This is a genomic window from Simonsiella muelleri ATCC 29453 (assembly GCF_002951835.1).
In the GTDB taxonomy this organism is placed as follows: Bacteria; Pseudomonadota; Gammaproteobacteria; order Burkholderiales; family Neisseriaceae; genus Simonsiella; species Simonsiella muelleri.
The window spans coordinates 234,298-258,417 of the sequence record NZ_CP019448.1; the positions used below are offsets into that span (position 1 = coordinate 234,298).

Genomic DNA, 24,120 nt, shown 5'->3' on the forward strand with positions numbered 1-24,120 from the left:
CTAACAACATAATCATGAATATTTTACAACATCTTGTTTTCCCAAATTTTGATATTGAAGCTCCTGACGATTTATATGTGCGTCCATGGGGTGGTGCGGTTGTTTCGCGTTCAGAAAAACAAGTTAATTTTTATCAAAAAGGCTCAGGCTGTGCTTTTGACACCTTTTTTAATTCATTGACCATTCAGACATGGAAAAATGAAACGCCTGTTCGTCAAATTAAATTAAGATTATTTGGCAAAGGTGAATTTTTTATCAGAATTAGGCGTCATAAATTGCACACAGAAATGAGACATTTGAGTGAGCAAAAAATTACTTTAACAGAACAGGGTGTTGATGTAGATTTTGGCAATTTGGAAGATCATACTGAAGGTATGTTGTTTTTTGAATTGATTTCATTGGCTGATGATAATTTTATCAATAAAGGTTTTTATTATACTGAGTTAGCGCCAGTGAATTCTGTGAAATTAGGGATTGTGATTACTCACTTTAATCGCAAGCACTATGTATTACCAGCGATTGACCGCGTTTCAAAAGATTTGTTACAAGACCCTTATTTTAAAGATAAAATCAGTTTAATTGTGGTGGATAATTCCCAAAATATCACACCCGAAGAAGCGCAATGCGCAATTGTGATTCCAAACCAGAATTTGGGTGGTTCTGGTGGATTTACGCGTGGTTTGATGTATTTGGAAGACCAAAAAGATTATACGCATTGTTTGTTTATGGACGATGATGCTTCGTGTGAGATTGAAAGTATTCGCCGTGCTTACGCTTTATTACAATATACAACAACTGAAAAATTTGCGGTATCAGGAGCGCAATTAAGAGAATTAGCTCCTACTGTTATCCATGAAAAAGGTGCTTGCTTCAGAAAACAGAGAATAGCATCTTTGCATCATGGTAGAGATATTAGGCATGTTCATGAATTATTATTAGCTGAACAAAATGAATTACAAGCAAATTATGGTGCATGGTGGTTCTTTGCTTTTAAAATTAAAGATGTTTCTCATCATCCATTTCCATTTTTTGTGAGAGGAGATGATATTTCTTTCAGTTTATATAATAATTTTAAAGTCTGTACATTAAATGGCATTGGTGTATGGGGAGAGGACTTTTGGGTTAAAGAAAGTCCAATGACTAGATATTTAGGGGTCAGATCATTTTTAGCTTGCCATATTTTAGGCGATACGGGCGTAACTAAAAAAGAATTAAAGCAAAATTTTAAGGTATGGTATTTAGGTTGTATTAATTCTTATAATTATACGTCTGCAAAAGCTATTTATTTCGCTTTAGTAGATTCTTTGTTGGGTACTAAGTTATATTCTTGCGATATAGATGCGAATAAAGCACGTTCAAAAATTGCTGCTTTACCGCAAGATGAAAAAATGAAACCCATTAGACGAGAAGATTATGAGTTGAAATTTGTTGCGCATCCGTCAAAAAATCGTTGCCGTATGCGAAAATGGATTCGTAAATTAACATTAAATTATTTGTTAATGCCTGAATGTGTTATGAAAAAAGGCGTAGTCTTCCAACCTAAACATTTTAGTGCAAATTTAGACCAAACCTATCGTTTTAAAGAAATTTATTACGAACATGAAGCAACTAGAACGGGTTATGTCGTAAAATTTGATCGTCAGCGTTTATGGCAGGCATATAAAGATTATTTTGCTGCTTTAAAATTAATTGATGAAAAATTTGATTCTGCAAAAGCAGATTATTTGGCTCATCAAGATGAACTGACTTCTCGTGCATTTTGGGAAAAAGTATATAGCCAAGATTTGAAAAAATAGGAATTTGTGGGCTGCCTTATTGTTAGGTAGCCTATTCCAGTTTATATTTTAGGAAAAGTTAAATGTCTCAAACTTTATTAATTGAACTCTTAACCGAAGAACTCCCGCCAAAAGCCTTAAATAATTTAGGTAACCATTTTGCGCAATCTATTGCTGAAGGCTTGGAAAAAGCACAGTTGATTGATGGCGAAACTCAATTCACAGCCTACGCATCGCCACGTCGTCTCGCTGTGCAAGTGCAAAACGTGAAAGCTGAACAAGCCGACCAGCACATCGTTAAGAAAGGCCCTGCCGTTACCGCCAATGAAAAGGCAATTGAAGGTTTTGCGCGTTCGTGTGGTGTTGAAAAAGGCAGCCTGAAAATCATTAACGATGGCAAACAAGACGTTTATGCGCATGAATTCACACAAACAGGGCAAAAATTAGCTGATTTATTGGGCGATATCGTCAATGCTGCCGTGAAAAAATTGCCGATTCCCAAAGTGATGCGTTGGGGCAGCAGTACGCATACATTTGTGCGCCCTGTGCATGGTTTGGTGGTGATGCATGGTGCGGACGTGTTGCCTGTGAGTGTGTTGGGTTTGGCGAGTCGCCATTTTACATTGGGACACCGTTTCTTGTCGCAAGGCGAAGTGAAATTCATTCAAGCTGATGATTATGCAAAACAATTAGCGGAACAAGGTAAAGTGATTGCGTCATTTGCCGAGCGCAAAAACGCGATTCAGGCAGCCCTAAATGAACAAGCAAACAGCCTAAATGCAACTGTCGCAGCTGATGAAAGCTTGTTGGACGAAGTAACCGCATTAGTGGAGTATCCCGTTGTTTTACAAGCTGCTTTTGAAGAGCATTTCCTTGCCGTGCCACAAGAATGCTTGATTTTGACCATGCAGCAAAATCAAAAATATTTCCCACTTTTGGATAAAAATGGCAAGTTGATGAATCGCTTTTTGTTGGTATCCAATTTGCAAACCAATGACCCGAGCCATATTATTTCGGGCAATGAACGCGTATTGCGTGCGCGTTTGTCGGATGCAGAATTTTTCTATAAGCAAGACCAAAAAGCAACTTTAGAAAGCCGTTTGCCAAAATTACAATCTGTTGTTTATCATAATAAAATTGGTTCACAAGCCGAACGCGTGGAACGCTTGCAAACGATTGCCGCGCATATTGCAGGCTACCTGAAAGCCGATAAAGCCGCTGCCGAACGCGCCGCGCGTTTAGCAAAAGCCGATTTGGTTACGGAAATGGTGGGTGAATTCCCCGAATTACAAGGCACGATGGGCAAATATTACGCGCAATTGGACGGCGAGCAACCTGAAATTGCGTTGGCGATTGAGCAGCACTATCAACCGCGTTTTGCGGGCGATGCGTTGCCTGAAAATAGGATTGGCACGGCGGTGGCGTTGGCGGATAAATTGGAAACTTTGGTCGGTATTTGGGGCATTGGCTTGATTCCAACGGGCGACAAAGACCCTTACGCGTTGCGCCGTTCGGCTTTGGGCGTGTTGCGTATGCTGATGAATGATTCTTTATCAATCAATGAGTTGTTAACATTTGTATTTGACAGCTTTCCCAAAGATTTGTTATCTGAAAATACTGTTAGCGAAGTGGCGGACTTTATGCAAGCGCGTTTGGCGGTGTTGTTGCAAAACGATTATCCGCAAGACGTGGTGGCGGCAGTATTGGCGCAACGTCCTGACCGCCTAAATGACTTGCAAGCGAAATTGCAAGCCGTTAAACAATTTAAGCAATTGCCCGAATCTGTCGCTTTGGCGGCCGCTAACAAACGCGTACAAAATCTGTTGAAAAAATCTGATGATGCTTTGGGTGAAGTCAATCCAAGTTTATTAGCCCAAGACGAAGAAAAAGCCTTGTTTGCTGCGGTGCAAGCCTTGCAACCAAAAGTTCAGACTGCTTTATCCACGCAAAACTTTCAGGCTGCCTTGTCTGAATTGGCAACGATTAAACCGCAAGTGGACGCATTTTTTGATGGCGTGATGGTTATGGTAGACGATGTAGCCGTGAAACAAAATCGTTTGAATTTGCTGAATTTATTGGCAAATTTATTGAATGCGGTGGCGGATATTGCTTTATTGAATGAGTAAATATTTCAGGCAGCCTGAATATGCTTCAGGCTGCTTTTTATCACTGGGTAAAAAATGGCAACTCCATTATTTTTAAAACGACTCAAAGCGCAATCAGCAAAATGGCGTTTGCGTATTGCTAAAGCATGGCTAGATTGTGCGCCTAATAGTGATATTTTGCCGATTTTGTTGCCAAATACCGTCAAAAGCGTTATTTTCTTGCGTCAAGATGGAAAAATTGGCGATTATATTGTGAGTTCGTTTGCGTTTCGTGAAATCAAAAAGGCTAATCCAAATATCCGAATTGGTGTGATTTGCAGTACAAAAAATCAAGTGATTTTTGCTAATAATCCGTATATTGATGACTTGCATTTGGTGAAAGCCAAATCATTGGTGAGCTATTATCAAGTTGGAAAATCGCTGGCGGGTCAATATGATGTGGCAATTGAACCAACTTTGGTGTTTCGTCCGCGTGATTTGGTGCTGTTACGCGCGTTAAATTGCCCTTACAACATCGGGCTAGATAAAGCCGATTGGCGCATTTTTAATCTCAATATTGCGGATAAATCGCAACATTTTAGCGATATTTATCGCATTGCATTAGAAAAATGTGGATTTTCGGATATTGATACAACTTACGAGATTCCTGTTCAGACTGCATCTGCGGATAAAGTTTCAAAATTTATTCAAGAAAATCAATTGTATGATTATATTGCGTTGAATTTTTTTGGTGCAGCTAATTCACGGCGATTTGATGTTGTCAATATTCACCAGATTTTGCAGCAACTAACGTTTTCATTTCCTGAACAAAAATTTGTATTGCTGACTTACCCAGAAGTAACGCCGATTTTGCAAACTTTATGCCAAGAATTTAAGCAATGTTTTGTTTATGCCAATACACAAACCATTCAAGATAGCATTGAATTGATTCGCCACGCACATACGGTGATTTCGCCCGATACGGCGATTATTCATATTGCAAAAGGTTTAAATAAAAAAATCATTGGTTTATATCAAGTTAATCCGCAAAATTCTGCTAATTGGCATCCCAATAGTGAGCAGGCTAAAATTTTATTTTTCAGGCAGCATATTAATGAAATTACTGCGGAAGAAATCGTCAATAGTTTAAAATTGGATTGTTGAGCAGTTTGTTTTTGGGCTGCTTGAATCATTCAAAAGCCATTGAAGGACAATATTATGACTCAACCCACTGTTTTATTAGGCATGATAAATGATGCTGGTATCGCCAAGATAGTGGCGCAAAATTTGGCGTTTCATGGATATGAGGTGATTGATTTTTCTTTAGATTCACTAAATTTTGAATACCCCAATTTGCGTACGCGTTTGCAAACGCAATGGCGAAAATTGTTGGGCAATAAGCAAGCCAAAAAAGAAATGATGGTCATGCTGAAACGCCAACAGTTACCCATATCATTAGCAAATTACCCTAAAATTGATTACGCATTGTTTATTCGTTCAGATGTTTATCCCGATTCGTTTTTGCGGGAAGTCAAGAGTAGGGCGAAAAATATGGTTAATTATCAATGGGACGGTGTGGCACGGTTTGCAGCTGCACAACAACAAATCGCTCATTTTGACCGATATTATGTATTTGATTCCGATGATTATGCGTTGTTTGAAGGTGAGGTGCTGCCTGCAACCAGTTTTTATTTTGACCATTTACCCGAAGTTGTGCCAAGCGAACCTGATACCATTTATTATTTAGGTGCGCATCGTGAAGACCGAAAAAATGCAGTGATTCAGTTTTGTCAATTTGCTCAACAGAATGATTTAAAATTAAATTTTCAGATTGCTTGTCCTAAACAACCTGATATCAAAAAAATATATCCTGTTGATAATATTCAGTTTCATGAAGGGATTTCGTATCAACAAAATTTACAATTTTCCCAGCAAAGTGGTGTATTGGCGGATTTTGTGATTAGCAGCCATAAAGGTTTGTCGTTGCGAACTTTTGAAGCGATTGGCTATCAAAAAAAATTGATTACCACCAATGCCGAAGTTGCCAAATATGATTTCTATCATCCTGATAATATGTATATTTGGGATGGAAAGTCATGTGATGGTTTGCTAGAATTTTTAGCACGTCCGTATCATGTGCTAGACAAGGCGATTCGAGAAAAATACAGTTTTGGTAATTGGTTGCGCTATGTTTTTAATATTGAACCGCATCAAGTCATCAGGCTACCTGAAAAATAAAGTAGAAAATAATGAAAAAAACAAGTGTTATATTGGCTATGCCCCCCATTTTCAGTATTTACCAAGTCATTGCAGAGAATTTGCGTTTTCATGGTTTTGAAGTGGTTGAGCTGATTTATGAAGAGAAAAAGTTTGTTTATATCAGTTTGTGGCAACGTTTGAAAAAATTGTATTATCGCAATTTATTGCGACAACGTGAATACAAAAAAGAGCAGCTTTTTAAGCCTTATTATGCTGATTTTATGAGAAAATTGAACAGCATTGAGGGAAAAGCTGATTATTGTTTGATGATTTGGCCAGGCGTTTTTCCCAGCTCATTTATGCAGCAATTGCGCGATAAAAGTCGCTTGATGGTGCATTATAATTGGGAAACTTTAGAATTCTTGGAACATGAATTTTACAAAATTCGTTATTTTGACAAATTTATGTTTTTTGATCCTTATGATATGGGAAAACGACCTGAATATGCCGATAAATTAGTCCCGACCACCAGTTTTTGGTTTGACTGTTATCCCATAGAAAAAACCGTTTCAGGCAGCCTGTTTTTCATAGGTTCGCATGCAAAACAACGTATTGATGATATTCGTTTATTTTACCAAGTTGCGCAAGAAATTCGGTTGCCGATTGATTTTCATATTGGTGCTAAGCAGCCTGAAATCGCTAAACAAGAATTGGGTTTAGAAGGGGTGCATTATTTTTCATTTGATGAAGCCCTGCCTTATAAAGAAAATCTGAAAATGGTACAACGTGCCAGCATTTTGGTGGATTTTTTAAATAATAAACATTATGGTTTATCGTTGCGCGTATTTGAAGCGATTGGCTATGATAAAAAACTCATTACTACCAATGATACGGTTGTTCATTACGATTTTTATCGACCGAGCAATATTTTTGTTTGGGACGGAAAAAATATCGAAGCATTAAAAGTATTTATGCAACAGCCATATGAACCTTTGCCACCTGAATTAAAAGAAAAATATAGTTTTAGCAATTGGTTGAGATTTGCTTTTGACATTGAACCACACCAAGCCATTACGTTACCCAAGCTGCCTGAAAGATGAGAATGTAGTGATAATCGAATTTCATATTGAATGATGATTTTAGGCAGCCTGAATATTTTTCAGGCTGCCTTTATTTAAATCAATGATGAAAATTTAAGCAAATAAATCATTTAAACCTTCGGACATGGTTGGGTGTGTAAAGATTTGATTTTTTAAATAAGATGCTGGAATATGATTATCCATTGCCATTTTAAATAAATTAATCATTTCATGTGCTTCTGCACAGAATAGGGTAACGCCCAAGATTTCATCACTGTCTTTGTCCACAATGGCTTTGAGTAAGCCATCGGTTTGCCCTAAAACTTTGGCTTTTGGAATAGCTTCTGCTTTCATTTTTAACACTTTGACTTGACGACCTGCTTTTAAAGCAGCGGTTTCGGTCATGCCGATTTGCGATAAAGGCGGTTCGGTAAAAGTTGTCGTAGGGAAAATGGTCCGATCATCGCGACTGCGCATGCCTTGTCCGAATAATTGTTCACGCACAATGCGATAATCGTCCAGTGAAATGTAAGTAAACATAGGGCTACCAGCCACATCGCCCATTGCCCAAATATGGTCTTTTCCTTTTACACGCAAATAGTTATCTGTTTGAATAAAACCGCGATTATCGGTTTGAATACCAGCTTGTTCCAATGCCAAACCTTGGGTATTGGCATGTCGTCCCACTGCCACTAAAATTGCATCGGCTAAGAAATCGCCTTGTGTGGTTTGAACTACGGTTTCGTGGGCATGTTCCACGAAACCGTGAACATTCATGTTTTGTACAACATTGATTTTTTTACTATTTAAAATGCGTAACATTTCTTCAGCTACGTCACGGTCTTCACGTGGTAAGAAAGTTTCGCTGTTATCTAAAATAGTTACTTCGCTACCAAATTGTTTATACATAAACGCAAATTCCAAAGAAATGTATCCACCACCAACAATGATTAAACGTTTTGGACGCTCTGTTAGTGATAACATTTCGGTGCTGTAGAATACGCGTTTACCATCTGCACCAGCCACATCTAAACGGTTAGAATCTGCGCCTGTGTTGATAAAAATACGTTCTGCACTGACTTCAGTTTTATCATTATCTGATTGTAAAATAACGGTTTTATCATCTTTGAAGTGTGCTTTTGCGTGAATCACTTGCACATTGTCCAAATTATCTAATTTGGCGAAATTTGCTGTGCGCAATTTGGGAATTAGCCCATTTTTGGCAGACATGGCAGCCTGAAAAACCGATGTTTTATCATTTTCTAAACTGCGCTTTGCACCTTCTACCAATAATTTTTTGCTGGGGATGCAGCCGATGTTAATACACGTTCCTCCGTACATTTCGGTATTTTGTTCAACTAAAATAACCTCTTGACCGTGTTTGGATAAGTCAGCAGCCAACGTTTTACCTGCTTTGCCAAAACCGATAATTAAATTTTGTGTATGAATGGTTTTCATGATGATTCCACAGTGTTAATTAAAAACAGTTGCTATTGTAGAGTTTTCAGGTTGCCTATTTTCGCCAAAAACACGCTTTTGATGGAAAAAACGTGTCAAGTTCAAGAGACAGACCTTTACAGAATCATCAAAAATGAACACTTTAAAATTTTATCTAATTGATATATTTGAAATTAAAATACTATTGTTTCTAGTTGAAGTTGAAAGTCGGGATTTCACAAAGGCTTTAGTCTAAAATAATCAAAAACGAGCTATCCAAAAAGATAGCTCGTGTATTTGACTTTGGTTATTTAGTTACTGTTTTCATTGTTATTGCTGTTATTTTGACGGCGTAACATAGCAGGAATTTCAAAATCATCTAAAACCGATTGACTAGAAAAATCTGCAGCTACCAAATTCACACCGCGACTATTGCGACCTGAACGGATTACGCCTTCCATGCCAGGTAATACATCAGGGTTAATAGTTGGTTGTGGAATAGACTGACGCACTGTATTAGTTGTGCTTTGGCGTAAATGACTATTTACGCTGTTCATTGCGTGTCGATGTGCCATATCGTCATTACCGCGTTCTGAATTCTCACGTAAGCCAGTTGCAATGATGGTTACACGAATGGCATCTTCAGGCATATTCATGTCTTCAGCCGTACCAAATTTCAGCTCAGCATCAGGGGAGGCATAATCACCAACTACAGACATAATTTCTTGATATTCATCTAAAATTAAGCAATCAGGTGCAGTGGTAATATTAACTAAAACACCTTTTGCACCGCTTAAACTTACATCATCTAATAATGGGCTAGAAATAGCCTGTTCAATTGCGATACGTGCACGGTCAGAACCTTTGGATTCGCCAATACCCATCATTGCCATGCCAACGATGCTCATCATATTTTTTACGTCAGCGAAATCTAAATTGATGAAACCAGGGCTAGTAACAATTTCAGAAATACCCGCAACGCCATTACGCAATACATTGTTAGCTGCACGGAACGCTTCACGTACGGTTGTACCTTTACCTAAAGCTGCCAATAGTTTGTCATTTGGCACAACAATCAATGAATCTACATGATTTTTTAGGGTTTCAATACCTTGTTGTGCGACGTTGGCGCGTTTACCTTCATGTTTAAATGGGCGAGTAACCACAGCTACAGTTAGAATCCCCAATTCTTTGGCGATTTCGGCAATAACGGGAGCTGCCCCTGTACCCGTACCACCGCCCATACCTGTGGTAATAAATAACATATCTGCGCCACTAATGGCTTTTACAATTGCTTCACGATCCTCAATAGCTGCTGCACGACCCACTTCAGGATTCGCACCAGCACCCAAACCACGCGTTAGACTCGCACCCAATTGAATTTTATTGGGGGCAATATTGTCCATCAATGATTGAGCATCGGTGTTTGCGCTGATGTATTCCACCCCTTGAATGGGATTTTCAATCATATTATTAATTGCATTGCAGCCACCGCCACCCACGCCGATAACTTTGATAACCGCCGGCCCCGTAGGTGCTTCCACAAAGTTATAAATCGGTTTGTCCATTTAAAAGCTCCTCATACCCTCGGCGGGGCATGTGTAAAATCAATAAAATATTTCAATATTATAAAGAAATCTAATGTGCTTGGCAAAAAACTTCTTTATGTTTGACTGCACATTTCAGGCTGCCTGAAATATGCAATTACAGTGTTTTGTTAATCCATTCACGCAAACGTGCAAACCAACCCATTTGCGGTTCTTCAATTTGTTGTTGAATAGGTTGTTGCACAGGACGGCGTTTGGGTTCTAGCGTATCGGTTTCGTCTGAATTTTCTGTTGCAAAAATATCAACATTGACCTTTTTCAGAATGTTTCGGCGACTGGTATTGGAAATACCTGCGCTTTGACTTTGCCCTTGTTGATGACGTTCTTTAGCTGCCTGAAGCAAACCAATTACGGTAGAGTAGCGTGGATTGCGTACGCGTTCGGATAGACCAGCCATTTCGGGTGGCACGCCAATACGTACAGGTAAATCAAAAATTTCTTCGGTTAATTCTACCATACCACGCAGTAACGATGCACCGCCTGTTAAGACAATGCCAGAAGTCAAAACTTCTTCAGGGAAACCCGAACGGCGTAATTCGTTTAAAGTCAATTCTAAAATTTCTTCAACACGCGGTTGAATCACACTTGCCAAGACACGACGCGAAATTTGGCGTGAACGGCGATCGCCTACGCTTGGTACTTCCACCATGTCATCTAAACCATCAATATTTGCCAAAGCCACACCATAATTGATTTTGATGTATTCTGCTGAATTAGATGGCGTCCGTAATGCGTGTGCCAAATCGCGCGTAATCAAATCACCTGCAACAGGAATCACGGCGGTGTGTCGAATCGCGCCATTGGTATAGACAGCAATATCGGTTGTGCCACCACCAATATCAATCACGCATACACCTAATTCTTTTTCGTCTTCGGTTAATACAGCCGATGCGCTTGCCAATGGTTGCAACATAATATCATCAACAGTTAGGTTGCAACGTTGCACGCATTTTTGGATATTTTGCATGGCAGTAACGGCACCCGTAATGATGTGGACACGCGTATCCAAACGCACACCGCTCATACCAATGGGTTCACGTACACCAGGTTGATTATCAATGATGTATTCTTGCACCACAGTGTGTAAAACCTGATGGTCTGGGGGAATGTTGACAGCTTTTGCGGTTTCTTTAGCACGCTCAATATCGGTTTGAGTAACTTCGCCATCTTTGATTTTAACCACGCCTTGAGAATTCAGGCTGCGTATATGATTGCCTGCAATTCCTGTTACCAAGTGCGTGATTTTACAATCAGCCATGTGTTCAGCTTCAGACATGGCTTGTTTAATCGCTTGAGCAGTGGCATCAATATTGGTAACCATACCGGCCTTGAGTCCACGAGACGGTGCTTGACCAATGCCGACAATGTGGATTTCATCATCAATCAATTCACCAATTAAGGCAATGACTTTTGATGTGCCGATATCCAATGCGCTGATATATTGTTTATTTTCAACCATGTTGATTCATCTCGGTTAATATATGAATTATTTAAATTTTATTGTTGTTTCACATTTTGGGTTTGTTTGGTGTCTTCAGGTGTATCGTGAATATCTGCATCAACTGGGCGACTGACGGCACCTGCACGATTTCGGGTAGCAAAACCATCACTGTAACGCATATCTACATAATCCAATGCTGACGCGTGTTCACGCAATGAATGTTGCCATGCAGTAACAAAACGTGCCATACGTGTGTTCACATCTTGCTTGCCCAAGCGCAACTCAATTCCATTATTTAGCATCATGGTCCACGCTGCTCGTGGTGTGTATTGTAAACGCAGAATGCTTAAACGCAAAGGATGGAGTTCATCATTAAAATTTTTGAATTGTGTTGCCATTTGTGGCAACGTATTCACTTCGCCGTCAAATTCGGGCAATTTGCCTTGATAGGCAGCCTGAAAAATTTTCCCTTCGCTGTCTACTAAACCCGCTGTTTTTCCTTCACGAATCCATACTGCTACAGGTTCATGTTCTTTAATGGTTAAGCGAACGGTAGATGGTAAAATACGTTGAATTTTAACATCACTTACCCATTCCGTCTGCATAGCAGTTTCTTGAGCTTTATCTAAATCAATATGAAAGTAACTACCTGACAAATAAGGTTTAAGTTTTTCAAATAATTGTTCTTTATTGACATATTTTAATGGTTGCTCATCACGAACACCTACCATATCAACGGTAGAAATGTGGAAATAACTCAAATTCATGCTGAAACGAATAACCGCTGCAAACAGGAGAATGCTCACTACACTATATAGAATTTTCAAACCTGTGCCACTTAATAGGCGTTCATTATACTTCATAAGCTGTCTTTAAAATGTCAATACACAAATCAGCAAATGCCACGCCTGCCACTTGAGCGGATTTTGGAATCAAGCTATGACTGGTCATACCAGGTAATGTATTTGCTTCTAAAATATAAATTTTTCCGTCTGCATCGCGTAAAAAATCCACGCGTCCACAATTGTTGCCCCCACCAATGGCTTCAAAGGCTTTTAACGCCAAATCACGCATTAATTGTTCATCGGCTGGGATTAAATCCGATGGGCATAGATAGATTGTATCATCACGATTATATTTTGCTTCATAATCATAGAATTCATTTTGCGGAATAATTTTGATACTGGGGAATGCTTTGCGATAAATCACGCCACAAGTGTATTCGCCACCTGACATAAATTTTTCAGCCATGATTTCACCGTGCATATGTTGGTCGCGTAATTCTTGGTATTTTTGTTGTAATTCACCAACAGTTTTAATTTTGTATACGCCAACACTGCTACCTTCTGCTGCGGGTTTGATAAACATGGGCAAGCCCAATTGTGCTTCTACGGCAGTAAAGTCGCTGGTGTCGGTCAGAATCACGAAAGGCGGTACAGGTAAATTTAAAGCTTGCCACAATAATTTGCTGCGATATTTATCCATGCCAATTGCTGATGCTAACACGCCACAACCTGTGTAAGGAATTGCCAATGCTTCCAGTGCGCCTTGTACTGTGCCATCTTCGCCATAACTGCCATGCAATGTATTGAATGCAATATCAAAACCTTGATTTTTTAATTCAAATAATTCTGTTTCTGCTGGGTCAAAAGCGTGGGCGTCAACGCCTTTGCTTTTGAGTGCGGTTAAAATGGCGTTACCGCTGTCTAGTGAGACTTCGCGTTCTGATGAAAATCCGCCCATTAACACAGCTACTTTACCAAAATCTTGCATGGTTATTCCTAATTCACAAAATCTTTCAGGCTGCCTGAAAAAACAAGCAGCACCGTTATCTTATTGATTAATTAACTGGTCTGACTCAAATCCAGCAGTGCTTGTGCGACGCGATTGATGCTGCCTGCGCCCATGGTTAAGATGACATCGCCATCTTGCAAAAAGGGCAGCAGTGTTTCGGGAATTAAATTCACGTCTTCACAAAAAATCGGTTCTACTTTACCACGCGCCCGGACAATTCGTGCTAGAGAACGTCCATCAGCGTGAGGAATAGGTTGTTCACCTGCAGCATAAACTTCAGTCAGCATTAAAAAATCTGCTGTACTTAAAATGGCAGAAAAATCATCAATTAAATCGCGTGTGCGTGTATAGCGATGCGGCTGAAATGCCAAAACCAAACGATTGTCAGGGTATGCACCACGCGCGGCGGCTAAAGTGGCTGCCATTTCTACTGGGTGATGACCATAGTCATCAATAACCAAAGCCTTACCGCCTTGTGGTAAATTCATTTCACCATAACTTTGGAATCGGCGACCCACGCCACTGAACCCTGCTAAACCTGCCTGAATCGCGTCTACAGGTACTTTGCATTCCAATGCCACGCCAATGCTGGCCAGTGCGTTGCACACATTATGCACACCAGGTATATTCAGTACGACATCAAATACTAAAGGCTCGTTATTTTTTTGTTGGCGAATATGGGCGGTAAACTTCATTTGTGAGCCAATAGCCAAAATGTTAGTTGCATAAATATCCGCGGTTTCATCGCTGATGCTGTAAGTGCAATAAGGGCGTTTAATTTCAGGCAGGATATTGCGTACGTGTGCACTATCCACGCATAAAAATGCTTTACCGTAAAATGGCATGCGATGAATAAAGTCAGTAAATGCTTGATATAATTTATCAATTTTATGGTCGTAAGTATCCATGTGGTCTTCGTCAATATTGGTTACCACGGTGAATACGGGCGACAAATACAAAAATGATGCGTCGCTTTCATCGGCTTCTGCCACAATGTAATTACCTGAACCTAATTTCGCATTTGTACCTGCTGCGGTTAATTTTCCACCAATGACAAATGTCGGGTCTAAGCCAGCTGCACCCAAAACCGATGCAGTTAAGCTGGTTGTTGTGGTTTTGCCGTGTGTGCCTGCAATGGCGATGCCATTTTTGAAGCGCATCAATTCTGCCAACATCATGGCGCGTGGAATCACTGGAATGTGTTGTTCTAAAGCAGCCAAAACTTCGGGATTATCAGCTCGTATAGCAGTGGAAGTTACCACCACTTGTGCGCCTTGAATGTGTTCGGCAGTGTGTCCTGGAAAAACTTGTACGCCGATGCTGGATAAGTGCCGCGTTGCTGTGCTTTGTGCTTGGTCAGAACCCGAAACGGTGAAGCCCAAATTGTGTAAAACTTCGGCAATACCGCACATACCTGAACCGCCAATGCCGACAAAATGGATATGCTTCACTCTGTTTTTCATGATGTTCTGCTCCGTAAATTTGCTTTTTTGCGTAAGAATAGCTTCGCGCCAAAAATCCGCTATTTTAAAGGTGTTATGCTGATTTGACTATGTTTTTTTGTATTTTTTTTTAGAAAATGTACAATGTTTTTTCAGGCAGCTTGAATTATCTTTTCAAATTAGTTTGTTATCAGGTTTTATATTCATATTTAAGCAGATAAACGAAATTCAGGCAGCCTGAAAACAATCAATTCATCTTATCACGCACAATTTCATTCAATCGCCAACGCGGTTTTACATCAAAAGACCCTGATTTTTCAGCATCTTGTACGCCATGAACCAACCGCATTGCCCCAGCAAATGCAATCATTGCCCCATTATCCGTACACAAATCCAGTGGTGGAAAATAAGTTTTTATATTTTCAGGTTGCCTTTTGGGTGCAGTTTGGACGGTCAATGATGATAATTCTTCACGTAATTTCCAATTCGCCCCCACGCCGCCTGCCACCACCAAACGCCGAAAACCCGTCTGCAATAATGCTGCTTTGGCTTTTGCCACCAACACATCCACTACCGCATCTTGAAAACAACGGCAAATGTCATTGCGGATATTTTCAGGCAGCGTGTCTTGTGGCGACAAATGGTGTGTGGCGCGGGTTTTTTCTACGGCGGTCAATACGGCTGTTTTTAAACCAGAAAAACTCATTTGCAAATCATGACTGTGCAACATCGGACGTGGAAATTGAAATGCGTCTGGATGACCTAATTTTGCGTATTGCGACAAAATTGCACCCGCAGGATACGGTAAACCAATTAATTTTCCTGTTTTATCAAATGCTTCACCAGCTGCATCATCTACTGATTCACCTATTAATTCGTAGTCGCCAAAATCACGCACTGCCATAAATTGTGTGTGTCCGCCCGACACCAGCAATGCGACAAATGGGAATTCAGGCTGTTCTTTTGCCAAAAGCGGCGACAACAAATGCCCTTCCAAATGATGCACAGGCAACACGGGTTTATTCAACGCAAACGCCAACGCATTCGTATAAGCTGCTCCTGCCAGCAATGCTCCGCCCAAGCCTGGCCCTTGTGTGTAGGCAATCGCGTCAATTTGTTGATACGATACCTTCGCTTCGCGTAATGCTGCGTGTGTTAATGGGACAAGTCGGCGAATGTGGTCACGGCTGGCGAGTTCTGGGACAACGCCACCGTATTCGGCGTGCATTGCCATTTGTGTGTGTAACTGATTGGCAATTAAGCCTTTTTCGCTGTCGTATAACGCGACTCCTGTTTCATCGCAAGAGCTTTCAATTCCAAGTACAAGCATTTTAATTTTCTGTAAATCAAATATTCAGGCAGCCTGAAAATCAATAAAATAAAACCCTATTTTACGCGAAAATTTGGCTTTCAGGCTGCCTGAAAATAATAAAAACCTGTATTCGCTATAACAAAAAGTCAATTATCAGGAACAACATGATATGAAAAAAATAATCTTAATTTTATGTTTTGTCAGCGTATTGGCGCATGCACAACCCAATTTAAACCATCCAGCCAAATTATTCCAACGAGCCCAACAATACGAACAACAAGATGATAATGATGCCGCACAAGCCTTGTATCAACAAGCAGCCAACCAAAACTATGCTGCCGCTCAAACACGCTTGGCATGGCTCTACTACGCCAAACAAAATTACGCCAACGCACTCAAATGGTATACCGCCGCCGCACAACAAAACGATGCCGAAGCACAATTCAATTTGGGTTTGATGTATGAGCGTGGTGATGGCGTTGATGCGAATCCACAAATCGCCATCCAGTGGTATGAGCAAGCCGAAAAACAGAATTATCCACAAGCCATCACGCGTTTGGGTTGGTTAGCGGAAAATGGTAAATATTTGAAAAAAGATATTTTTCAGGCTGCTTTGTGGTATGAGAAAGCCGCTAAATTGGGTTATGCCGAAGCGCAATTTAATTTGGCAGCTTTGCGAGATGAACAAGGCGATTATCGTACTGCCGCCCAATGGTATGAAAAAGCTGCCATGCAAAATCATGATAAATCTTTGTATAATTTGGCAGCTTTGTATCAAGACGGTAAAGGTGTGCCACAAAATAGCCAAAAAGCGCAGGATTTACTCAAGCGAGCCGCTAAATTGGGTTTGCCTGAAGCCGAATCAGCGTTAGAACAATTTTGATAAAATAAATTCACACGCTCTTTTCAGGCTGCCTGAAAGATTACCGTCAATTTTATCATGGAGATAATTATGCAATTCATTTTATGGCGACACGCTGAAGCCGAAATCGGTACGGGTAACGACTTGGTTCGCGCACTCACAGCTAAAGGTCATCAGCAAGCCAAACGCACCGCGCATCGCATTAACAAAATGCTCCCCAAATCCGCCAAAATTTGCGTTTCCGAAGCCACACGCAGCCAACAAACTGCCGCCTATTTGCAACGTGAAACGGTGTTGCTGCCTGAACTCAATCCCGATGTATTGGCAGTGGATTTGTTGCCAATTTTGCAAGCTTGTCAAAATGATGAATGCGTGGTGTGGGTCGGGCATCAATTTTGGATTGGGCAATTGGCGGCGTATTTGCTGACAGGACAGTGGACGGATATTTGGTTCAAAAAAAGCGCGTTTTGGCAATTTGATTTGCAGTTTAATCAATTCAATCATCAGGCAAAATTACAAAAAGTTTTCAGCAAATAATTTTTCAGGCTGCCTGTAACGTTAAAAATCCTTTACAATAATCCCTATTTCTTTTTGTTTTGATTCAGAACCTGTATTCATAATAACGGAACACATCATGACCGCAATCACACATACGCCAGCCACACCGCGAATCCGCGAAATTCCCTATAACTATACATCGTATTCTGATAAAGAAATTGTGTCGCGCTTGTTGGGCGAATCTGCTTGGCAAATGCTCGAAACGCTTCGCACTCAACGCAAAACAGGACGTTCTGCTCGAATGCTGTTTGAAGTATTGGGCGACATTTGGGCGGTGGTGCGTAATCCTTATTTGGTGGATGATTTGTTGGAACACCCCAAACGTCAAGCCGCATTGGTACAAGCCATGCGACATCGTTTAAATGAAATTAACAATCGCCGTGATGATAATTCGGACGTGTTGAAATTGGTTCAGGCAGCCGAAAGCGCAGTCAACAAATTTGAAAACAGTTTTGCTGCGACCAAATTAAAACGTGAACAAATTTTGTCGCGTTTATCTAAAATCACTAAAAAACATAATATTATGTTTGACGGTTTGGCGCGTGTTACGCATGTTACAGACGCAACCGATTGGCGTGTGGAATATCCATTTGTGGTGCTTAATCCTGATACAGAAGACGAAATTGCGCCGCTTGTTCGTGCTTTAATTGAGCTGGATTTAACCATTATTCCGCGTGGTGGTGGCACGGGTTACACGGGTGGTGCTGTGCCTTTAGACGCGATGTCTGCGGTTATCAACACTGAAAAATTAGACCGACACAATGGCGTGCAATTTGTGGAATTGGCAGGTTTAGAAGGCTCGTATCCCATCATTCATTGTGGAGCGGGCGTAGTAACCAGACGTGTTGAGGAAACAGCACACGCAGCCCAATTGGTATTTGCCGTAGACCCAACATCAGCAGATGCCAGTTGTGTAGGTGGCAATGTGGCGATGAATGCAGGCGGTAAAAAAGCGGTGTTGTGGGGAACAGCTTTGGATAATCTCGCCTATTGGAAAATGGTTAATCCACAAGGCGAATGGTTGTTGATTGAACGTGTACGCCATAATTTTGGCAAAATTCACGATGAAGAAACCGCCATTTTTGATGTTCACACTTTAAAAGAAGACGGTAAAACCATTGCCCATACCAAACGCTTGGAAATTGCAGGCAGCAAATTCCGCAAAGTGGGTTTGGGTAAGGATGTTACCGACAAGTTCTTGAGTGGTTTACCAGGCGTACAAAAAGAAGGCACGGACGGGATTATCACCAGTGTGGCGTTTGTATTACACAAAATGCCTACACATACACGAACCATTTGTTTGGAGTTTTTTGGTACGGTTGCCAACGCCACGCCGTCTATTGTGGAAATCCGCGATTTTATGTTGGGACATGAATCTGTGCGTTTAGCGGGTTTGGAGCATTTGGATTGGCGTTATGTTCGTGCAGTCGGCTACGCTACCAAAGCGGCTGGCAAAGGTCGCCCAAAAATGGTACTGATTGCGGATATTGTGTCGGACGATGAACACGCCGTTAATCAGGCAGCAGAACATATTGTCAATTTGGCAAAATGTCGTGAAGGTGAAGGTTTTATCGCCATTTCACCCGAACAGCGTAAAACATTTTGGCTTGACCGCGCCCGAACTGCTGCGATTGCTAAACATACCAATGCCTTTAAAATCAATGAAGATGTGGTGATTCCGTTGGAGCGATTGGGCGAATATTCGGACGGCATTGAACGCATTAATATTGAATTGTCTATTCAAAATAAATTGAAATTATGCGCTGCGTTGATTCAATATCTTTCAGGCAGCCTGCCCGTTGAGCAACTGGATACCGATTTGCCTAAAAGCGAATTGCTGGGGGAACGCGCCAATCATGCGCTGAAATTTGTCAGCGAAGTGCAAGCGCGTTGGCAATGGCTGTTGGAGAATTTGGACGCGCCTTTATCTGTTTATCAAGCGCGTTATGGTCATCAAATTGTGGTGTCGCCTGAAGCCAATTCATCTGAAAGTTGTTTTATTGCATTTCGTGATTTCAGGCTGCGTGTTTCCATTAAGGAAGATGTGATGAAGCCGCTGGCTGAAATTTTTAGCGGCAAAGCCGACACCAAAATCATGGCAGGTTTGGGCAAGATTCATGCTAAAACTGTTCGTGGACGGGTGTTTGTTGCCTTGCATATGCACGCAGGCGATGGCAATGTTCACACCAATATTCCTGTTAATTCAGATGATTATGAGATGTTGCAAACCGCACATCAAGCCGTAGCACGAATCATGAAACTGGCACGCAGCCTGAATGGCGTGATTTCGGGCGAACATGGCATCGGCATTACCAAACTGGAATTTTTATCAGATGAAGAATTGCAACCGTTTTGGAACTACAAACAACAGATTGACCCAAAAGGATATTTTAATCGTGGTAAATTGATGAAAGGTTCGGATTTACGCAATGCTTATACGCCATCGTTTGAGTTATTGAGTTTTGAGAGCTTGATTATGGAACAATCACATTTGGGGCAAATTACCCATGCGGTGAAAGATTGCTTGCGTTGTGGCAAATGTAAACCTGTTTGTTCTACGCACGTCCCACGCGCTAACTTATTGTATTCGCCAAGAAATAAAATTTTGGGTGTGGGCTTGTTGGCGGAAGCATTCTTGTACGAAGAACAAACGCGGCGCGGTGTTTCACTCAAACATTTTGATGAATTGGGCAATATTGGCGACCATTGCACGGTTTGTCATCGTTGTGTGAAACCGTGTCCTGTGAACATTGATTTTGGTGATGTAACCGTGGATATTCGTGCCTTTTTGAAAAAATCAGGCAAAGCAAAATTCAATCCATTGACGGCGGTAGGCATGGCATTTTTAAACGCCAAAAATCCTATTGCCGTCAAAACGCTACACGCAGGTGTGATTGATGCCAGTTTCAGGCTGCAAAACATGGGTTATGATTTGGGGAAACAGTTTCACATTGGCGCAGGTAAACAAAAACGCGCTCCCAAAGCCACTACGCAAAAAACCAATATTAAAGAACAAGTTGTTCACTTTATTAACCGCCCATTACCGCGTAATGTGCCACTGAAAACCATGCGTTCGCAACTGGGTTTGGAAGACAACAAAACCATTCCAATTATCCGAAATCCAACGCTGCCTGAAGATGCAGAAGCGGTATTTTATTTTCCTGGTTGTGGGTCGGAAAAATTGTTCAGTCAAGTTGGTTTGGCAACCCAAGCGATGTTGTACCACGCTGGTGTGCAAACTGTGTTGCCGCCAGGATATTTGTGCTGTGGTTATCCGCAAAACGCCAGTGGAGACAAAGCCAAAGCCAATGACATGGTAACCGAAAACCGCGTTTTGTTTCACAGAATGTCCAATACGCTGAATTATTTAGATATTAAAACTGTGGTTGTCAGTTGTGGAACGTGTTATGACGCACTGGCAGAATACCGTTTTGAAGATATTTTCCCGAATTGTCGCATTATTGATATTCATGAATTTTTGTTGGAAAAAAACATCAAATTAGACGGTGTAAAAGGGCAGCAATACTTGTATCACAACCCTTGCCATACGCCAATCAAAACGATGGATGGCACCAAATTAGCCAGCGAGTTGATGGGACAAAATGTGGTGTTGAGCGACCGTTGTTGTGGTGAAAGTGGTATGTTTGCTGTTAAACGTCCCGATATTGCCACGCAAGTTAAATTCCGTAAACAAGAAGAAATTGAGAAAAATCTCACTCAATTGCCACAAGGCGAACCCGTGAAAATGCTGACTTCATGCCCCGCGTGTCTGCAAGGTTTGAGTCGCTATGAAGATGACAATAATTTGCCTGCTGATTACATTGTGATTGAAATGGCAAACAAAATCTTGGGCGAAAATTGGCAAGCAGAATTTGTAGAAAAGGCGAATAATGGGGGGATTGAGAAGGTTCTCTTGTGATTTGATTGTTTGAGATGTTCAGGCTGCCTGAAAGCTAAAAGAGGAGTAGATAATTGATATCTACTCCTCTTTTTCTTATTTACCGAGAACTATCTGGTGTTCTTTTAATTTGAGTCCAAGAATTGCCAGAACCTTGTGTTGGAGGAGCTTTACGATTATCAGGAATAGTTGCGTAGTTATTTTTTACTCCGCCACGTGGTCCAATTTCTTGATAAATACCACCATTTTTACCAGTAGTTTGACCTGGTTTAATTGTATTAGCCATATTAACTTCCTTATTTAAACAGTTAAAGTATGTGTCCATTGTGGGTACCAATTCGTAGATAAAAAATCTACCAAATTTTTATCGCCAAAGAATTGAGTTCTACCATTCTGGGTAAAAACTTTGGCTATGTATTACAACAATGGCGAGTGGATTGCTCATCTAATCATAAAATAGATGACCCAGCATTTAGACTATGTTTAGTAGATAATTTAGTTTTATATGGAATTACAAATGCTGAGCAATTAGCTCCATATTTTGATAAAAAACGTGAAAGGTAAATATTCAGGCAGCCTGAAACGAAAATCAGGGCAGGGCGTGCCCATAGCGCGTTTGAAGTGAACAATGCAGTCAGGTTGTCAGCAGCACGAACCTACCGAAGCGAGTCAGCAAAACATTGCTAACCGCAGTAGGAATTCCCTCCCTTTAGGGAGGGAAGGATGTCAAGAAAAAGTGGTGTTGTTGGCAATACAATATTTGCGCGAAATGTAAAAAAGCAGCCTGCACTTTTGCTCATTTAAAGTGCAGGCTGCTTTTTATTCATCATGCTGATTTTGTTGTTGCTGTATGATTTGGGCTTGCTGTTGCAAAAGTTTACGCTCTTCGGAGATAACAAACCATGTAACAGAAATGGCTGCCATCAAAACAAACGGCATCATCAACCATAAAGGAGCCGTTGGCTCTTTGATGTATAAAAAAAACACCAAACAAACACACGTTGCCATAAACGTAACAATCGCCCTTTTGACAATATTGCGCATTTTCTGTTGCATTTTGCTTTCGGTAAAATCATCAGGATTGAGCAACTCCTCTTCAATATTTTTGGGGTAATACAGATTAAAAAATGCGCCATAAACCATGATGAATACCACCGCTGGAACACTTGGTTGCCAATCTAATAATTGTATGCTTTTCAATATATAAAAAACAGTATCCAATAAAACGGCAAAAAAAGTTAGCTTTGATGCCAATTTGCCTAGCCTTGCATAAAAAGCGTTAATAAGCTGCTGTTGCCGCTCGTCCAAGCCTTGCTCTTCTTTGCCAATGAGCCAGTTGAAAATTTTATTCAGTAATTTGTTCATGTTCATTTCCTTGCCAAAATAGGCTGTTTAAGTCGGTATCAAGCGCGTGTGCTAATTTAATACACAACAAAAGCGTGGGGTTGTAGCGATTATTTTCAATTAAATTAATGGTTTGTCTTGCAACTTCTATGCGTTGGGCGAGTTCTTGCTGCGACCAACCTTTAATTTGACGATACTGGCGAACTTGGTTTGCATTCATAAATATTGATATTTGTCGTGTATAAATGACATTTTAGAGTGATAAAAATCATTTTGTCAAATATAAATGACAAAATGGATTAAAAAAGCAGCCTGCACTTTTACGATTGAAAAGTGCAGGCTGCTTTTTTAATCATTCAATTACTTACCGTCCCAAGTACGCAACGCCTTGCTACGCGCATCTAATTTACCTTGTGGCGTTAAAGAGTAATAGCCTTTTGCCATGCCGCTTTCCCAGTCGCCATAGCTTGGATTGGGCAACACAATAAATTTTGTGCCAAACAACTGTTTGTTTTGGTCAACAAACTGACGGCGTTGGGCGTTGTCTTTGCGATAGGTTTCATCGCCAAAATCGTTCAAGTTGTCGCCCATAAATGCCACAATCGCGTAACCTTGGTCTTGCACTTGTTGGAAGCGCACACTCTTATTAGAGCGGTCAGTTTTGAGCAGCAACGATTGGTCATCAACGCCTGTAAAGCCCAAACGCTTCATGTTTTCCAAAGTCGCTGCTTGTTCTTCTTTTTCCAAGCGGTTGGACACATAGAACACTTTGCCGCCACGCGAATTAACGTAGTTATTGAATTCCACCGCGCCAGCCATTGCCGTGGTTTGACGGGCATTAACCTAGCGAGCCCAGTCGGCTTGTTTAAACGGAATATTGTTTTTGATGCGCCACGCCGCATAAGCCGAGTTGTCCAACATGGTTTCGTCCAAATCCACCACCACTGCTTTTTTCTGTCTGTTTGGTGCGGCTGCATTGTCAAACACAATACGCGCAAAATTAAACGCTTGATAAGACAAGGCTTTAAATTCGCCCGATTCTTGCATCCAGTTCACATTGATTGGCTCTGCGATAGAAACTCCATACGGTTGAATAAGGTGGAAAATCATTGGGCAGCATACGCCATTGGCAACCTGTTTTGGTAATGTACAAAACGGCATTCACTAATTGACGTTTATCCTATTTGTAGTGGCGTAGCTGGTTAAAATGTGGCTCAATCGCTTGCCATTGGGCATCTGTTAAGTCTGTTGGGTAGGATTTTCTAGTCATAAAGATATTTTATCATTT

20 protein-coding genes and 2 pseudogenes are annotated in these 24,120 nt (G+C 40.9%); 9 read left to right on the forward strand and 13 right to left on the reverse strand.

Going from position 1 to position 24,120, the window contains the following annotated elements:
• The first annotated feature begins 14 nt into the window (after positions 1-14).
• The 5 genes from BWP33_RS01125 to BWP33_RS01145 all read left to right on the forward strand — a co-directional run bounded on the left by BWP33_RS01125 (position 15) and on the right by BWP33_RS01145 (position 7,158).
• The gene (locus BWP33_RS01125; protein ID WP_002641206.1) at positions 15-1,796 is read left to right on the forward strand and encodes a glycosyltransferase; all 1,782 of its coding nucleotides are present in this window, start codon (positions 15-17) and stop codon (positions 1,794-1,796) included.
• Positions 1,797-1,858: 62 nt separating this feature from the next.
• Positions 1,859-3,901 carry a glycine--tRNA ligase subunit beta gene (gene glyS / locus BWP33_RS01130; protein ID WP_002641205.1) on the forward strand — a complete coding sequence of 681 codons (2,043 nt, stop codon included), beginning with the start codon at positions 1,859-1,861 and terminating at the stop codon, positions 3,899-3,901.
• Between the two features lie 54 nt (positions 3,902-3,955).
• Positions 3,956-5,023 (forward strand): glycosyltransferase family 9 protein, encoded by a 1,068-nt coding sequence (locus BWP33_RS01135; protein ID WP_002641204.1) that lies wholly within the window; start codon positions 3,956-3,958, stop codon positions 5,021-5,023.
• Between the two features lie 54 nt (positions 5,024-5,077).
• Positions 5,078-6,097, forward strand: coding sequence for a WaaS/CpsH family glycosyltransferase (locus BWP33_RS01140; RefSeq protein ID WP_002641203.1), 1,020 nt, complete (start codon positions 5,078-5,080; stop codon positions 6,095-6,097).
• Between the two features lie 11 nt (positions 6,098-6,108).
• Positions 6,109-7,158 (forward strand): WaaS/CpsH family glycosyltransferase, encoded by a 1,050-nt coding sequence (locus BWP33_RS01145; RefSeq protein WP_002641202.1) that lies wholly within the window; start codon positions 6,109-6,111, stop codon positions 7,156-7,158.
• Positions 7,159-7,251: 93 nt separating this feature from the next.
• On the opposite strand, the gene BWP33_RS01150 is transcribed toward BWP33_RS01145, so the two are convergent.
• The 7 genes from BWP33_RS01150 to tsaD form a co-directional block, all read right to left on the reverse strand.
• On the reverse strand, positions 7,252-8,595 hold the full coding sequence (locus BWP33_RS01150) for an FAD-dependent oxidoreductase (RefSeq protein ID WP_002641201.1): 1,344 nt from the start codon (positions 8,593-8,595) through the stop codon (positions 7,252-7,254).
• A gap of 290 nt (positions 8,596-8,885) precedes the next feature.
• Positions 8,886-10,142, reverse strand: a complete 1,257-nt coding sequence (gene ftsZ / locus BWP33_RS01155; protein WP_002641200.1) for a cell division protein FtsZ — start codon at positions 10,140-10,142, stop codon at positions 8,886-8,888.
• A 136-nt stretch (positions 10,143-10,278) separates the two neighbouring features.
• Positions 10,279-11,640, reverse strand: a complete 1,362-nt coding sequence (gene ftsA, locus BWP33_RS01160; RefSeq protein ID WP_002641199.1) for a cell division protein FtsA — start codon at positions 11,638-11,640, stop codon at positions 10,279-10,281.
• A gap of 38 nt (positions 11,641-11,678) precedes the next feature.
• Positions 11,679-12,485 carry a cell division protein FtsQ/DivIB gene (locus tag BWP33_RS01165; protein ID WP_002641198.1) on the reverse strand — a complete coding sequence of 269 codons (807 nt, stop codon included), beginning with the start codon at positions 12,483-12,485 and terminating at the stop codon, positions 11,679-11,681.
• The gene (locus tag BWP33_RS01170; RefSeq protein WP_002641197.1) at positions 12,475-13,395 is read right to left on the reverse strand and encodes a D-alanine--D-alanine ligase; all 921 of its coding nucleotides are present in this window, start codon (positions 13,393-13,395) and stop codon (positions 12,475-12,477) included. Before BWP33_RS01170 ends, BWP33_RS01165 begins: the two co-directional genes overlap by 11 nt.
• A gap of 71 nt (positions 13,396-13,466) precedes the next feature.
• Positions 13,467-14,879, reverse strand: coding sequence for a UDP-N-acetylmuramate--L-alanine ligase (murC, locus tag BWP33_RS01175; protein ID WP_002641196.1), 1,413 nt, complete (start codon positions 14,877-14,879; stop codon positions 13,467-13,469).
• Positions 14,880-15,105: 226 nt separating this feature from the next.
• Entirely contained in the window at positions 15,106-16,188 is a 1,083-nt protein-coding gene (gene tsaD, locus BWP33_RS01180) for a tRNA (adenosine(37)-N6)-threonylcarbamoyltransferase complex transferase subunit TsaD (RefSeq protein ID WP_002641195.1), read from the reverse strand.
• A gap of 151 nt (positions 16,189-16,339) precedes the next feature.
• Here tsaD and BWP33_RS01185 point away from each other — a divergent pair, with 151 nt between their 5' ends.
• The 3 genes from BWP33_RS01185 to BWP33_RS01195 all read left to right on the forward strand — a co-directional run bounded on the left by BWP33_RS01185 (position 16,340) and on the right by BWP33_RS01195 (position 21,509).
• Entirely contained in the window at positions 16,340-17,053 is a 714-nt protein-coding gene (locus tag BWP33_RS01185; protein ID WP_002641194.1) for a tetratricopeptide repeat protein, read from the forward strand.
• Positions 17,054-17,122: 69 nt separating this feature from the next.
• Positions 17,123-17,569 carry a SixA phosphatase family protein gene (locus BWP33_RS01190; RefSeq protein WP_002641193.1) on the forward strand — a complete coding sequence of 149 codons (447 nt, stop codon included), beginning with the start codon at positions 17,123-17,125 and terminating at the stop codon, positions 17,567-17,569.
• A 106-nt stretch (positions 17,570-17,675) separates the two neighbouring features.
• The gene (locus tag BWP33_RS01195) at positions 17,676-21,509 is read left to right on the forward strand and encodes a DUF3683 domain-containing protein (RefSeq protein ID WP_104930413.1); all 3,834 of its coding nucleotides are present in this window, start codon (positions 17,676-17,678) and stop codon (positions 21,507-21,509) included.
• Between the two features lie 79 nt (positions 21,510-21,588).
• On the opposite strand, the gene BWP33_RS01200 is transcribed toward BWP33_RS01195, so the two are convergent.
• Positions 21,589-21,774 (reverse strand): hypothetical protein, encoded by a 186-nt coding sequence (locus tag BWP33_RS01200; protein WP_002641191.1) that lies wholly within the window; start codon positions 21,772-21,774, stop codon positions 21,589-21,591.
• 92 nt (positions 21,775-21,866) lie between these two features.
• Here BWP33_RS01200 and BWP33_RS01205 point away from each other — a divergent pair, with 92 nt between their 5' ends.
• Positions 21,867-22,052: a hypothetical protein gene (locus BWP33_RS01205; RefSeq protein WP_244903125.1), complete on the forward strand. Its 186-nt coding sequence runs from the start codon at positions 21,867-21,869 to the stop codon at positions 22,050-22,052.
• Positions 22,053-22,307: 255 nt separating this feature from the next.
• Here the strand turns inward: BWP33_RS01205 and BWP33_RS01210 are convergent, their stop codons facing one another.
• The 5 genes and pseudogenes from BWP33_RS01210 to BWP33_RS13245 all read right to left on the reverse strand — a co-directional run bounded on the left by BWP33_RS01210 (position 22,308) and on the right by BWP33_RS13245 (position 24,102).
• Entirely contained in the window at positions 22,308-22,853 is a 546-nt protein-coding gene (locus BWP33_RS01210) for a hypothetical protein (RefSeq protein WP_002641190.1), read from the reverse strand.
• Positions 22,834-23,052, reverse strand: coding sequence for a helix-turn-helix transcriptional regulator (locus BWP33_RS01215; RefSeq protein WP_002641189.1), 219 nt, complete (start codon positions 23,050-23,052; stop codon positions 22,834-22,836). The genes BWP33_RS01210 and BWP33_RS01215 overlap by 20 nt, the downstream gene beginning before the upstream one ends.
• A gap of 140 nt (positions 23,053-23,192) precedes the next feature.
• A pseudogene (locus tag BWP33_RS01220) lies at positions 23,193-23,942 on the reverse strand (5'-nucleotidase, lipoprotein e(P4) family).
• Positions 23,899-23,994, reverse strand: a pseudogene (locus BWP33_RS01225) (transposase); the annotation flags it as partial. The pseudogenes BWP33_RS01225 and BWP33_RS01220, both read right to left, overlap by 44 nt.
• Positions 23,995-24,012: 18 nt before the next feature.
• Positions 24,013-24,102 (reverse strand): transposase, encoded by a 90-nt coding sequence (locus tag BWP33_RS13245; protein WP_398408063.1) that lies wholly within the window; start codon positions 24,100-24,102, stop codon positions 24,013-24,015.
• Between the last annotated feature and the right edge of the window lie 18 nt (positions 24,103-24,120).

What these genes read in the sequence shown, in the direction of transcription:
- BWP33_RS01125 (WP_002641206.1), top strand. Translation starts at nt 15, where the DNA reads ATGAATATTTTACAACATCTTGTTTTCCCAAATTTTGATATTGAAGCT.
- glyS (WP_002641205.1), top strand. Translation starts at nt 1,859, where the DNA reads ATGTCTCAAACTTTATTAATTGAACTCTTAACCGAAGAACTCCCGCCA.
- BWP33_RS01135 (WP_002641204.1), top strand. Translation starts at nt 3,956, where the DNA reads ATGGCAACTCCATTATTTTTAAAACGACTCAAAGCGCAATCAGCAAAA.
- BWP33_RS01140 (WP_002641203.1), top strand. Translation starts at nt 5,078, where the DNA reads ATGACTCAACCCACTGTTTTATTAGGCATGATAAATGATGCTGGTATC.
- BWP33_RS01145 (WP_002641202.1), top strand. Translation starts at nt 6,109, where the DNA reads ATGAAAAAAACAAGTGTTATATTGGCTATGCCCCCCATTTTCAGTATT.
- BWP33_RS01150 (WP_002641201.1), bottom strand. Translation starts at nt 8,595, where the DNA reads ATGAAAACCATTCATACACAAAATTTAATTATCGGTTTTGGCAAAGCA.
- ftsZ (WP_002641200.1), bottom strand. Translation starts at nt 10,142, where the DNA reads ATGGACAAACCGATTTATAACTTTGTGGAAGCACCTACGGGGCCGGCG.
- ftsA (WP_002641199.1), bottom strand. Translation starts at nt 11,640, where the DNA reads ATGGTTGAAAATAAACAATATATCAGCGCATTGGATATCGGCACATCA.
- BWP33_RS01165 (WP_002641198.1), bottom strand. Translation starts at nt 12,485, where the DNA reads ATGAAGTATAATGAACGCCTATTAAGTGGCACAGGTTTGAAAATTCTA.
- BWP33_RS01170 (WP_002641197.1), bottom strand. Translation starts at nt 13,395, where the DNA reads ATGCAAGATTTTGGTAAAGTAGCTGTGTTAATGGGCGGATTTTCATCA.
- murC (WP_002641196.1), bottom strand. Translation starts at nt 14,879, where the DNA reads ATGAAAAACAGAGTGAAGCATATCCATTTTGTCGGCATTGGCGGTTCA.
- tsaD (WP_002641195.1), bottom strand. Translation starts at nt 16,188, where the DNA reads ATGCTTGTACTTGGAATTGAAAGCTCTTGCGATGAAACAGGAGTCGCG.
- BWP33_RS01185 (WP_002641194.1), top strand. Translation starts at nt 16,340, where the DNA reads ATGAAAAAAATAATCTTAATTTTATGTTTTGTCAGCGTATTGGCGCAT.
- BWP33_RS01190 (WP_002641193.1), top strand. Translation starts at nt 17,123, where the DNA reads ATGCAATTCATTTTATGGCGACACGCTGAAGCCGAAATCGGTACGGGT.
- BWP33_RS01200 (WP_002641191.1), bottom strand. Translation starts at nt 21,774, where the DNA reads ATGGCTAATACAATTAAACCAGGTCAAACTACTGGTAAAAATGGTGGT.
- BWP33_RS01210 (WP_002641190.1), bottom strand. Translation starts at nt 22,853, where the DNA reads ATGAACAAATTACTGAATAAAATTTTCAACTGGCTCATTGGCAAAGAA.
- BWP33_RS01215 (WP_002641189.1), bottom strand. Translation starts at nt 23,052, where the DNA reads ATGAATGCAAACCAAGTTCGCCAGTATCGTCAAATTAAAGGTTGGTCG.
- BWP33_RS13245 (WP_398408063.1), bottom strand. Translation starts at nt 24,102, where the DNA reads ATGACTAGAAAATCCTACCCAACAGACTTAACAGATGCCCAATGGCAA.